Source organism: Bacillus yunxiaonensis (genome assembly GCF_037104695.1).
In the GTDB taxonomy this organism is placed as follows: domain Bacteria; phylum Bacillota; class Bacilli; order Bacillales; family Bacillaceae_G; genus Bacillus_A; species Bacillus_A yunxiaonensis.
The window spans coordinates 233,540-245,976 of the sequence record NZ_JBAWSV010000005.1 but is presented as its reverse complement, the minus strand read 5'-3'; the positions used below and the strand labels follow the sequence as shown (position 1 = coordinate 245,976).

Below are 12,437 nucleotides of genomic sequence, written 5' to 3'. Positions count from 1 at the left end.
GAGTTGAATAAGAAAGTAAAAAAACAAATCAAATAATTTCCGATAACGAGAATTATGTAAATGAGCTGTCCATATGGACAGCTCATTATATTTTTTTACTTATTGAAATAGCACCAATATTTCGCGGATTTTGTACGCTAAGGCATAACATGTTCATTGATTGGAAATATTTTGTAGGATATTCTAAATGTAGAAATGCACGAGGAATATTCTTTAAGGGAGAGTGATTGCTTTATGTTAGGAAAATGGATAAATAAAGAAAAAGAACCTAAATGTATACATAAATATAACTTTATTAAAACTCAGGATAGTGAAAATTTTAAAACAGGGCAGATGGGCACAGCTAGTTTTTATAAGTGCGAAAAGTGTGGAAAAGAAAAGATCGAATATAAATATAACAATGATATAAATATTAACCCCTGGAATATGTAAAATAATTTTTTCAACTTAGAGATTCCTCTTTTGTTGTCGAGACCCCTTATTAGGCCCAGTACCAGCGTTCTTGTAACCAGGGGCAAAGTAGCAATTAAGTTTAGAAAGTTAGTCCTATATGCATGTATTTTGCAGTAACAAAAAGGTGCTAAATGAGTAAGGTTACGATTTATTTTTGATACAGTATTTTGTTACAACGAATTCAAGGGTTATAGAAACTATTATTTTTAAGCACTTCATGTAACATAAACGTTCGATTTTGTTACAAAATAAATTACTTTGCCCCTAATCGTAGCTACGCTGGTATTGGGCCTACTAGTGGTTCATTTATCTAACCTAAAGATAAGTATGTGGTCCCTTTACAATTTGAATTTATTTTTAAGCTTCTTATATTTTCTATATGAACGTCTAACAATGTTTAACATGAAATACGGTATTTTAACAGGGAAAGGCAATTTATAAATGAAAGGCAAGTAAAATGTAAAATATGCCTTTTCTAGGTCTCTCCACTTACTATCTTCTTTTGTTTTTAAGAAATCAGATACATCGACTACATATCCCCTTCCGTTTTCCATCATCACATTTTTCCCGTGAACATCACAAGGAGTTAATCCTTGTTCCCTTGCATACTCTAAAGCTTCATTGATATCAAGGATTACCTGCTTAGGAATTTTAATCCCCTTATGAATAGCATCGTATAAGGTAATTTCTTTTAAACGTTTCAATACTATGAAATTTTCTTCTTTATATATAAGCTTCGAATAAGAAGGATGATTTCCGATTCTTCGGTATACTTCTGACTCTTTTTCAATTCCTTCTCCTTCTCGCGCGTAAACTTTCACTACCCAATCTTTGTATTCTTTGTGCATAAATACTGCGGCATAATTACCTGTCCCTAAACACTTCCAAAGTCTAGGAATATCTTTAACTACTACAGGCTCGAATTCATCCTCACTTCTTATGCTTACCTCTTTTAATAATTCGTCCTTTATCAATCCCACAAAACTATTTATACTCATCATTTCCACTCCGGTTTTGTTAAAAGGGGTCCCATCCACATTTTAAAATGAATATGTCAAAACATATACAATTTAATTTTCCTCATACTGTTTGGCAAGTTTATAAAATGAGGAACGTTTGATGCCATACTTTTTCATAGCTCCTACGGCTGTAATTGAACCAGATTTCCATTCCTTGTAAGCATCCATAAATTCTTCTGTTATTTCGACAGGCGGACGTCCTAAACGTTTACCTTGCTTCCTGGCAAGAGCAATTCCTTCAGCTTGACGTTGTTTAATATCAATTCGCTCTTTTTCTGCAAAGGCTGATAATATTGTAAGAGTTGCTTTTTGAATTGCACTCTGAATGACATCATTTGTACTTTCTCCAGTGTAATTCACGTTAATATAAGGTTCCTTTATAAATTGTAAATTTACTCTATGCTTTTCATAGTACCTAAATTCTTCTAATGTATCATTCATATTTCTCCCAAGTCTTGTTAAGGAATCAAATACAATGGTATCTTCCGCACGAACAAGACGTTTTAGCATTTGATAGTTCTCTCGCTCCATATTTTTTCCAGATTCTTTATCAATGAAAATATCCCGATCTTCTATCCCTAAATCCTTCATATTCTGAATTTGTCGTTCTTCGTTTGATCTTTACTTGAAACTCGTACATAACCAAATTTTTTATGTTTCATATACTACACCTCACTGGTAATTTTACCAATTATGTCTGTAAAAGTGTATAAAATAAATAGATGTCTGTAAAGTTCGAAACAGACATTTATAGACGTAGTTTTTTATAGTTTTCTAGTTATCTGTAAAGGTATACTTTTACAGATAACTCAAGGGACTAACTTAACACCAAATACATGAAAGTAAAAAATGTATCTAAAGGTGTACCTTTTGGTACAAAAAAGAATCCTTATATTACAAGGATTCTTTACAGAAATAGTTATAATTATATATGGTACAACTTGTTATAAACAAATATACATATTTAAGAGCTCGTATTATAACTGAATTTCTCTTCTTTTTAAGAATATCTATTCCTTTTCTAGCCAAGAAATGGGAATTTCTTTTTCGCCAGCTACTTCAAACTGAATTTCTCCATTTACTTCAAAAACCCGTTCGATAATGGGTATTGTAATCATTTTATTTTCCTTTCTTTTTCTTTTTCGTACTAGTTCTAAGTCGATAATATTCATGATGAAATCCCCTCTGTATTTGTAAGACAGCAAAAAAAGCACCCACATGAGTACTTTTTTAACTTGAATCACCATTTTACTTTTTGAGCTGTTACTCTATGTATATTTTACCATATTTATCTATGACATTTGTTGATAAATTTATTTTATGAATATTATTACCCGATTGCACCACTCCAACCGTTTTTTGCACCACTAAATATACAAATACAAATTTGAGTTTATTTGCAATGAGTTAGTAAAATAGTAAAAAATTTTTCGGAATAGGGAGGAAAATGGAGGGTGATGTTGAATGATTATTTTTTGATTTTAACAATTATTCAAACTATTCTAATAATTTCTAGAAACATATAACAATTTAACCTATAATTGTAATTATTCAGCTTTAAAATTGAGGAGGGATAAAAGGAAATTTAGTCTTTGTGTTTCAAAATAATGGTTAAACAAAGGCTGTAACTTCACGAAATGACAAGCAAAGAATTTAGAAATCGAGGGGGAGAAAACGAATTGAAGAGAAAGAAACAACATCACATGCGATTATTTAGTATTGTAGCAGCATTGATTATGATATTTTCATTATTAACACCCGGACTTGCGAATGCTGAATTAATTGAGAGATCATCCCGTTATGTAAATGATTCTGAAACTGCTGCGAAAGAAAAGATGAGTAATCGTTTACTAGCTAAGTTTGAAAAAGATGACAGAGTAACCTTTTTAATTAAATTTAAAGAAAAAGCAGATACAACAAAAGCCATAAAGCAAACAAAAGCTATTGCGAAGAAAGAAAAACTATCTGCGAATAAAGAAAAGTTTATGCAACGCTCTGCAGTTGTTTCTGAATTAAAAGCTACTGCACACGAAGAACAACAAAACGTTGTAAAATATCTTGAACAAGAAGTACATAGAGGGAATGTCGAATCTTTTAAGTCCTATTTTATCGTCAATGGTATGGCTGTTACAGCAACGAAAGAGGTAGCAAAAAAGATAGCAGCCTTTTCTGCAGTTGAAAAAGTATTACCAAACGAAACAAGACAATTATTTGTTTCAACAACTAAAGAGAATAGTCTTAATTCAAATCTAGCAAATGTAGAGTGGAATATTGAAAGAGTTGGAGCTCCAGCTTTATGGGAAAAGGGGATCAACGGTACAGGTGTAGTTGTAGCAAGTATTGATTCCGGCGTTCAATGGGATCATCCCGCATTAAAGGAAAAGTATCGAGGCTATAATGCAGCAACTGGAGAAGTTAATCACGACTTTAATTGGTTTGATGCCACTGCTGGACGATCTGTGCCATATGATGATTTAGCACATGGAACACATGTGACTGGAACAATGGTCGGTAGTGAACCTGATGGATCAAATAAAATAGGAATAGCACCCGGTGCAAAATGGATTGCTGTTAAGGCATTCTCAGAGACTAGTGGAAGTGATGCGAATTTATTGGCTGCTGCAGAGTGGATTTTAGCACCAACAGATTCAAAGGGGAATACTCGGGTTGACATGGCGCCAGATGTGGTTAACAACTCATGGGGTGGCGGACCGGGGCTTGATGAATGGTATCGAGATGTAGTAAAAGAATGGAGAAATGCTGGGATATTTCCCACATTTTCAGCTGGAAACACGAGCATGACTAATAATGGCGGACCTGGATCAGTCGCTAATCCAGCAAACTATCCTGAAGCATTTGCGGTGGGAGCAACCGATAGTAATGATATAGTTGGAGATTTTTCATTACGCGGCCCTTCACCATATGGTGAAATAAAGCCAGATATTTCAGCGCCTGGAGCAAATATTCGTTCATCAATACCTCGCAGCGATTACGAAGGTGGATGGGATGGCACATCGATGGCGGCCCCCGCTGTATCAGCAATTGTAGCATTATTATATGAGGTTGATGCAAGTTTATCAGTTGATAAAATAGAAGAAATTTTAATAAAAACAGCAACGCCTTTAACAGATAAGGAATATCGAGAATCACCGAATGATGGGTACGGGTATGGATTAGTCAATGCATACAATGCTGTATCATCTATTAGAGAAGGTCTGGGGATTTTGGAAGGAAAAGTGGTTCAAACAAATGAGGATTCAGATTTGCCGATAAGAGGTAAAGTAAGTGTCCTTGAAAGCAGACAGTACGTTAACACAAACCCTGAAAACGGCGCTTATAAACTCGCACATGCTATCGGTAATTATACAGTTCAAGCTGAAGCCTATGGATATCAATCTAAACAGCAATCAGTAACATTCGAAAAAGATAAAGTACTTCAAGCAGATTTCACATTGAAAGAAATCCCTAAAGGAACTGTAAGTGGTGTCATTACGGATGAAAAATCAGGGGAAGCTGTCGAAGGTGTGACATTACTCCTTATTGAAGATGCCAATATTGCACCTGTGTCGACGGATAAGGACGGTAGATATACTCTCACAGCTTACGAAGGTACTTATACATTGAGGGCAATGAGAAGTGGCTATCACAGTCAAGATGTTAAAATTACAATTAATGGAGATTGCCACGTAGATATCGATCTTAAGCCTTTTTTCACGTATCCGGGTGGCGAAATTGGTTATGACAATGGAATTGTTGATGCTGCCAGTATGTATTTTGGCGGTGGAGCTGGATGGGCAGTAAAAATGTCATTGCCAAAGGATAAGAAATCAGCCATTGTCACAGATGGTGTGTTTCGCTTCAAGAACAAAAAATACTCAGACACGGTTGGAACGGAATTTAGTGTGGAAGTATGGGATGCTTCTGGAAGCAATGGATTACCGGGTAAGAAACTTGCTGGACCGATAACTGCTGAAGCCGTATTAGATGATTGGACGGTAGTAGATTTAAGAGATTACAATATCAAGGTTGATGGAGATTTTTATATGGTGTATGTCCAAACACTGAATTATCCAATTGCACTTGGTTTAGCAACTGATAATGGTAACCCATATATGGAGAGAAGCTATCAATATCTTGACGGTGAATTTTATCCAGCATTTGTTGAAGACGGTAACTATATGATTCGTGCCCGTGTAAGTTATGAAGTAGACACTCCTGTTATTACTTCTCCAAAACATGATGAAGTATTCAAAGACGAAAACATCATTGTAGAAGGGACTGCCTCACCGACAACAACGATTAAGTTGATGAATAATAATAAAGAGCTAGGTACTGCAAAAGTTAGTGATGACGGAAAATTTACAATCCCAACGAAAATGACAGAAGGTGAAAATAAATTAGTAGCAGTCTCAATGTTAAATGGTAAATTGACCGGAGAATCGGATCCAGTTACCGTTTCACTAATAAAAGAGAAGCCCGTCATTAAAGATTTAAAACCAGCAACTGACCAAAATGTGTTCCCAGGTGAGAAGGTAGAAATATCTTTCCAAAGTAATGTAATAGGCGGCGAAGCAAACTTTGAAGTGAAACTCCCTGCTCAAAAGAATGCGCAATCTTCTTCTAAAAATAAAATGGAAGAGGTAGAGCCAGGAGTTTATAAGGGTGTTTGGACCGTTCCAGATGTAAAGATTCAAAATGCTATTATTGAAGTGGAGCTAACAGATGCCGATGGAAATAGAGTCACACAGGAAGCGCAAGGTAAACTAACTATTAATCAACCTGAAGTTGAAGAAGTGAAAACTGGCTGGAATTTTGAGAACGGCAATTGGTATTACTATGATAATAAAGGTAGTAAAGTAACAGGATGGAAAAACGTTGATGCGAAATGGTACTACCTAGATAAGAGCGGTGCGATGCAAACAGGCTGGCTGAAAGAAGGAGCAAAATGGTACTACCTAGATAAGAGCGGAGCGATGCAAACGGACTGGCTGAAAGAAGGAGCAAAATGGTACTACCTAGATAAGAGCGGAGCGATGCAAACGGGCTGGCTGAAAGAAGGAGCAAAATGGTACTACCTAGATAAGAGCGGAGCGATGCAAACGGGCTGGCTGAAAGAAGGAGCGAAATGGTATTACCTAGATAAGAGCGGAGTTATGCAAACAGGCTGGGTAACGATTTCTGGAAAACGATACTTCTTCAATAGTAGTGGAGTATGGGTTAAATAATCCGGAATAGTTAAACTGAATGATAAAAGAGAGACTACAATTGTGAAGTTGTAGTCTCTCTTTTTGTGATTTAAATTAAGGTGCTACCCCTAGTATCAGTATGTCCAAGTTTCAGAGGTTAGTTACATAAGTCTTATACGGGTATGTACGAGATAAGTCCAAAAACGGCCATATAGATGGATATTAATGTAAAATCATTTTTTGGGAGGTCGCTGCATGTCTATAGATGGCCCTGCCAACCAAATGACCTAAAACACACGTTAAGATAATACTTACCAAAAGAAAAGCTTTTTTATAAACATCGCGTCTTTTTTTTAAACACCTTGACTTTATTTAAAAGCAACAATAACTTCCAAAAACGGGAATTATGTGAACTAGCAAAAGTGAAAGGTGAGTAAAGTTAATGATTTCGAGAAAATTATTAGCTCTAAACAAGAGTATTGATGAACATCGCTATGACATGTATGAATTAGCAAAGGAGAAAGGCTTATTAGATCCACAGATAATAAAAATCAGCCAACAATTAGATAGAGAAATTATTATATGGCAAAAATCGGTTCTTGTGCAAAAAACTCAACACAATTGCAATTAATCTCTAAAACAAAGAAGTTATACGCGCTACCCCTATCAGAATATTTACGTTAAAGGGTTGACCCATCAACCCGATTTATTATATATTATATCTGTTAGAAAATTCTATCAATTAAGACTGAAAGAGAGGAGGGAATGGATCTTACATTAGAAATAAAACAGAAAATGCATCCCAGTAGGTAGCAAGGGCATTACAAATAAAAGGCAACGAAGGGCTAAATTGATAATGACAACACATCCCTCTAACATTCATCGACGATCATTTCTCAATCGTAAATTTCCTATCAATATAGATTTTACGTAATCTGCTAGTATACCAAATTTCATTTTTCATCATATATAACCTCAAACTAAGACTTTATAAAGGTCTTACTTAATTATGCTTATATATTTAGGGATATATAAATATATAAAAAATATAGAAGGGGTGGTGGTATAAATGATTTTTTGCAAGTCAAAAAAAGATCGTTACCCATAAACAGGGAAAATTGCAAGCTTTTAAGTTTTTAAGGGGACTGTCTTTCTTTTCTTGTGATTGAATCCACTAGGAATTGATACGCCAATTATCCATACGAAGAGTTAAAGACTATTGGAATTTATTTTCGGTAAACCACTATTACATTCGGAGGTAGAATATGCTAAGACGTCGAGCTAGGTTTAAAAAATTGGTAAGCTTGTCCTTATCAGCGGGTATATTGCTTTCTATGCTTCCAACAGCATCTGCTACTACAAATAATAAGGAGTACTCCATTAATAATGTATCTAACAATCAAACCTATAAGACTATAGGTAAAATTACTAAGGTTACGAAAGAAAGAAATAACGTATACTTTGACTTAGAAACAGGAGAAAAAATAAAAATTAACTTTCTAAAAAATAATGTTTTTCGATTGAATTTGGACCCAAAGGGTGTTTTTGAAGAATATCCAACTCCAAATAGCCCTGATCATGAGACGAAAATTATCGACAAAAATGTTAGCGATTACAAAGAGGAATATGGACCAATTAACATTAAGGTCGATGAAAGCGATAACAATGTCTATAAAATATCTACTAATGCTTTAGAGTTAAGAATAGATAAAGCTACTTCAAAGATGAGCCTGTACGATAAAAAAAGAGCAAAGATTCTTTGGAGTGAAAGTGAACCGCTAAAACATTCGAGCGGAAGTACTGTTCAAACCCTCGATACAAAAGAAAGTGAATATTTTTATGGCGGAGGTCAACAGAATGGGTTTTATGCCCATAAGAATAATTCCATAAATATTGCAGTCGGGGGAGGTTGGGATGCAGGAGCTGCATCAAGTCCAGTCCCATTCTATTTAAGTACTGAGGGCTACGGAGTCATGCGAAATACGTTTAAGCCGGGTGTTTATGATTTTACCAAAACGGCTACCTTTACTCACAATGAAGACAGATTTGATGCTTATTATTTTGTAGATGATTCCATTCCAAACATCATTAACGACTATACAGAATTAACCGGGAAAGCGGCCCTTATGCCAAAATATGGTTTCTATTTAGGGCATGCAGATTGTTTTAATGGAACTCATAATGGTCATAAGGACCAACGAACACTCCTAAATAATGGATTAAATACATTAAATCAATATGCAGATAACGATATGCCTTTAGGATGGATGTTACCAAATGACGGCTATGGATGTGGATATGGCGGATTGGATAATTTGGAGAAATTTGCTAATAAAGCAAATGACAAAAAAGTAGAGGTGGGTTTATGGACACAAAGTAATCTCCATCCAGACCCTAATTTACCCGCGGATAGCCCTTTACGCAGAGACATTGACGGGGAAGTTAAAGCAGGTGTTCGAGCAGTAAAGACGGATGTTGCATGGGTTTGGCAAGGATATTCCATGGCCTTAAATGCTACACGCCAAGCAGCGGAAGGAATTCAAAAAGATGAGAATTCAGGTGGTGCACGTCCATTTGTTATTTCGCTAGATGGGTGGGCTGGTACTCAACGTTATGCTTCATTATGGTCAGGCGACCAAACTGGTGGTAATTGGGAGTATATCAGAATGCATATCCCTACTTACATTGGCGCAGGTTTATCAGGAAATCCAAATGTCGGCTCAGATATGGATGGTATATTTGGCGGAGATGCAAAAGTACAGACACGTGATTTCCAATGGAAAGCATTCACTCCTATCCAAATCGATATGGACGGCTGGGCATCCGGAGGTAATGATTATAGTAAGTCTAAAAATCCATGGAATTATGGTGAACCTTATGCCTCGATTAATAGGATGTATTTAAATCTAAAATCACAGATGCTGCCTTATATCTATACGAATGCTGAGGAATCCACATCAAAATCTATGCCGATGGTTCGAGGGATGATGTTAGAATATCCGAATGATCCATATACGTACGGGACGCAAACACAATATCAATATATGTGGGGGCCAAATCTATTAGTAGCACCAATATATGATGGAAACTCTAATGCAGCTGAAGTAAGGAACGATATTTATCTTCCGGATAAAAATCAAGTTTGGATCGATTATTTTACAGGTGACCAGTATCAGGGAGGTCAGGTTCTTCATAACTTTAGCGCTCCACTATGGAAGACCCCTGTATTTGTTAAGGCTGGTGCAATTATTCCAATGGCACCAGAAAATAATTCTATTAATGAATTAAATGGTTCTGAAAATAGAATATTTGATGTTTATCCATCGGGAAAATCAGAGTTTACTCTATATGAAGATGATGGTAAAACTGTTGAGTATAAGGAAAAGAAAAATACAACAACGAAGGTCACTTCAAGGGTAATGAAGGAAAAAGCTGTTATAACCGTTGATGCCGCAAAAGGAAAAGGCTATAAAGGTATGGTTAAAGACAGGGGCACAGAAGTGATTGTTAATACACGTGTAAATCCAAAAGATATAACGGTTAAGATTGGCAATGAAGATGTTACATTAAGGAAAGTTACGAATGAAGAGGAATATAAAAACTCAGAAAACGTGTACTACTATAATGAACATCCAAACCTGAACAAATATTCTACAAAAGGCTCACCTTTTGAAAAGACTGACATTATTACATCACCAAAGCTTTATATTAAGGTAGGAAAAACAGATATCACGAAAAATAAAATAACTTTTACAGTAGATGGCTTCGATAATACTCAAAAGAAGGATGTAGTAGATAAAGAGGTACCAACGATTCCATCAGGGCTAAAAGCTGATGACGTCAACATTACAGATAAAGATATTAAATTAAATTGGGACAAGGTTGATGGTTCGAATACAACGTATGATTTAATGATTGATGGTATTGTTCATACAAATGTGTTTAAGTCAAGTGATAGTCAGCAAGCACCATTCTATCTCCATACAGGTTTAACATCTGATACAGAACATTCTTATCGAATAAGAGCAACGAATACAAAAGGGTCATCTGGCTGGAGTGATGAGATCAAAATAAGAACGAAGCTTGACCGATACAGAAATGTCCCTAAGGGTATGACGGCAAAAGCAGATAGTGAACAGCCGGGACAAGCAGCATCTTTAGCTGTCGATGGAAAGGATGATACATTGTGGCATACTGCATGGGGAGATGCGGGCAATAAACTGCCACATACATTTGAGATTGATATGAAATTAGCTTATAAATTAGATAAGCTTGAGTATGTTCCAAGACCAGATGCAGGGAATGGGACAATATTAAAATACAATTTAGACGTAAGCTTAGATGGAAAAACTTATAAAAACGTCATCACGGATGGAACATTTGAGAAAAATAAGGAAACGAAAGTCATTAATTTTCCGGAAAATATTACTGCAAGGTATATTAAGTTGACCATTACAGATTCTGTAGGCGGCTTTGGGAGTGCACAGGAATTCAGGCCATACAAAAAGGATAAAACAGAAGGAACGGTTGTAGGTGAGAATATACCGAACGGGGCCATTGATGAAGCTGATCTGCTCTTCTTTGCCAGCTATATGGGTGTCGATCAAACTGAAGCTTGGGAACAGGTTTCAAAGGTGGATATTAATTTCAATGGTGTAATAGACGCATACGATTTAATGTATGTAGCATCACAATTGGGTCAAAAACCACTTCAAGCAACAGGAAAATCGGTTGCCGGATTATTGGATATTAGACCTAGTAAGCAGGAATTAAAAGCAGGAGAGGAATTTTCAGTAGAAATAATAGGAGCAGGATTACAGGATATTAATGCATTCAACTTAGAACTAAAACTAGACCCTAACAAATATGAATTAGTAAAAGAGTGTAAGCCTGACGGGACTTGCGGTGGAAATATTGTTTCAGCTTCCAATGAAACTGCTAATATGTTGAATTATTCCTTACTTGCGGGGATTGGAAAGCCTGAACAACGAATTATGGCTGCATTTTCCAATAAGGGAACACAAAATACATTAGATGGTACGAAGACATTGGCCACGATTAAGTTAAAGGCTAAGAAAGATCTTCAATTTGATATGCCGATAACTAGGTCCTTACTGATTAATACAGCCTTTGACACGATTGATAAAATAGGAGAGGTTTTAAATCCTGGCCAAGAACCGGGAGAGGTTGAACAACCACAAGAGCCTAAGGAACTACAATTATCTAATAAAGATATGACGGTTACTGGTGCAGGTGAAAAGATGCAAGGCGGTGCAGCAGCTTTTGCCAAGCTGATTGACGGTGAGATAAGTGAAAATTCATTGGCGGAATTGAAATGGAGCCTCACTGGAAATGAAGGAATTTCACTACCGTTACCCGTTGATTTTAACTTTACTAAACCACAAGAATTGACTAAATTTATCGTTTATAATCGCCCGCAATATACGAACGGCAAAATTAAAACACTAAGTGCCAAAGTATATACTGAATCTGGAAAAGAGTATGATTTAGGTGCAAAAAGTGTTAAATTCGACGATAAATCAGTAACTTTCGATTTAACAGAGGCTGCGATACCTACTGGAACTAAATTTACAAAGTTATCGATTAACTTTGAGGAATCGCATAGCGGGCCGCTTATGCTGTCTGTTGCAGAGGTAGAAGTTTTTGCAAAGAATCCAGCTTAAGTAGAGAAATAAAAATAAACATTTCTTATTATCTTAGTGGTGTTAGGGTTGACCCGTCAATCCTAACACCACAATTTTTATTATGATTGGAGGGG

General features: G+C 35.9%; 6 protein-coding genes and 1 pseudogene. 4 read left to right on the top strand and 3 right to left on the bottom strand.

Annotation, left to right across the window (positions count from 1 at the left end; translation table 11 throughout):
- Positions 1–234 precede the first annotated feature (234 nt).
- Entirely contained in the window at positions 235–432 is a 198-nt protein-coding gene (locus WAX78_RS15975; RefSeq protein ID WP_336481309.1) for a hypothetical protein, read from the top strand.
- Positions 433–791: 359 nt separating this feature from the next.
- Here WAX78_RS15975 and WAX78_RS15970 read toward each other — a convergent pair whose 3' ends face one another.
- The 3 genes and pseudogenes from WAX78_RS15970 to WAX78_RS15960 all read right to left on the bottom strand — a co-directional run bounded on the left by WAX78_RS15970 (position 792) and on the right by WAX78_RS15960 (position 2,644).
- Complete coding sequence (locus WAX78_RS15970; RefSeq protein WP_336481381.1) at positions 792–1,451, bottom strand: protein kinase family protein; 660 nt, start codon at positions 1,449–1,451, stop codon at positions 792–794.
- Between the two features lie 72 nt (positions 1,452–1,523).
- Positions 1,524–2,134 (bottom strand): annotated as a pseudogene (locus WAX78_RS15965) (recombinase family protein).
- Between the two features lie 348 nt (positions 2,135–2,482).
- Positions 2,483–2,644: a hypothetical protein gene (locus WAX78_RS15960; protein ID WP_336481308.1), complete on the bottom strand. Its 162-nt coding sequence runs from the start codon at positions 2,642–2,644 to the stop codon at positions 2,483–2,485.
- Positions 2,645–3,151: 507 nt separating this feature from the next.
- On the opposite strand from WAX78_RS15960, the gene WAX78_RS15955 reads away from it, so the two are divergent.
- The 3 genes from WAX78_RS15955 to WAX78_RS15945 all read left to right on the top strand — a co-directional run bounded on the left by WAX78_RS15955 (position 3,152) and on the right by WAX78_RS15945 (position 12,342).
- A complete protein-coding gene (locus WAX78_RS15955; RefSeq protein WP_336483038.1) occupies positions 3,152–6,697 on the top strand; it encodes a S8 family serine peptidase in 3,546 nt (1,181 codons plus the stop codon).
- Positions 6,698–7,100: 403 nt separating this feature from the next.
- Positions 7,101–7,289, top strand: coding sequence for an aspartyl-phosphate phosphatase Spo0E family protein (locus tag WAX78_RS15950; RefSeq protein WP_336481307.1), 189 nt, complete (start codon positions 7,101–7,103; stop codon positions 7,287–7,289).
- 634 nt (positions 7,290–7,923) lie between these two features.
- Positions 7,924–12,342: a discoidin domain-containing protein gene (locus tag WAX78_RS15945; RefSeq protein ID WP_336481306.1), complete on the top strand. Its 4,419-nt coding sequence runs from the start codon at positions 7,924–7,926 to the stop codon at positions 12,340–12,342.
- The last annotated feature ends 95 nt before the right edge of the window (positions 12,343–12,437 follow it).

Excerpts from the sequence above, each read along its gene's own strand:
- WAX78_RS15945 (WP_336481306.1), top strand. The coding sequence starts at position 7,924 with ATGCTAAGACGTCGAGCTAGGTTTAAAAAATTGGTAAGCTTGTCCTTA.
- WAX78_RS15975 (WP_336481309.1), top strand. The coding sequence starts at position 235 with ATGTTAGGAAAATGGATAAATAAAGAAAAAGAACCTAAATGTATACAT.
- WAX78_RS15960 (WP_336481308.1), bottom strand. The coding sequence starts at position 2,644 with ATGAATATTATCGACTTAGAACTAGTACGAAAAAGAAAAAGAAAGGAA.
- WAX78_RS15950 (WP_336481307.1), top strand. The coding sequence starts at position 7,101 with ATGATTTCGAGAAAATTATTAGCTCTAAACAAGAGTATTGATGAACAT.
- WAX78_RS15970 (WP_336481381.1), bottom strand. The coding sequence starts at position 1,451 with ATGAGTATAAATAGTTTTGTGGGATTGATAAAGGACGAATTATTAAAA.